Consider the following 242-nt stretch of genomic DNA (forward strand, 5'->3'; position numbering starts at 1 on the left):
GGGTGAGACCGCTCACCGCTTGGCTGGTCCTGTGGAGGGCCTGCCAGTCACCGTTGGACAGGACCGCATCCGGTTTCGTCTTGCGGTGCTGAACCAGGAGCGGTTGAGCGGTTTGCTCGAGCCAGCCGCCGTTGTCGAACAGCATCGGACCGCCGGTTGAGCCCGTGAACAGGTGCCCAACAAAGCTCAGGCCGGCGTCAAAAACTTTCTTGGTCGCACCGGCCACGATATCGACCATCGGG

Annotated in this window: 1 protein-coding gene; it reads right to left on the minus strand. The window is 63.2% G+C overall.

Annotation, left to right across the window (positions count from 1 at the left end; genetic code table 11):
• A partial coding sequence (locus SB772_RS44880) for a hypothetical protein (RefSeq protein ID WP_410839137.1) occupies positions 1-242 on the minus strand: 242 nt, incomplete at both ends.

It is taken from the genome of Paraburkholderia sp. SIMBA_030 (genome assembly GCF_046535245.1).
In the GTDB taxonomy this organism is placed as follows: domain Bacteria; phylum Pseudomonadota; class Gammaproteobacteria; order Burkholderiales; family Burkholderiaceae; genus Paraburkholderia.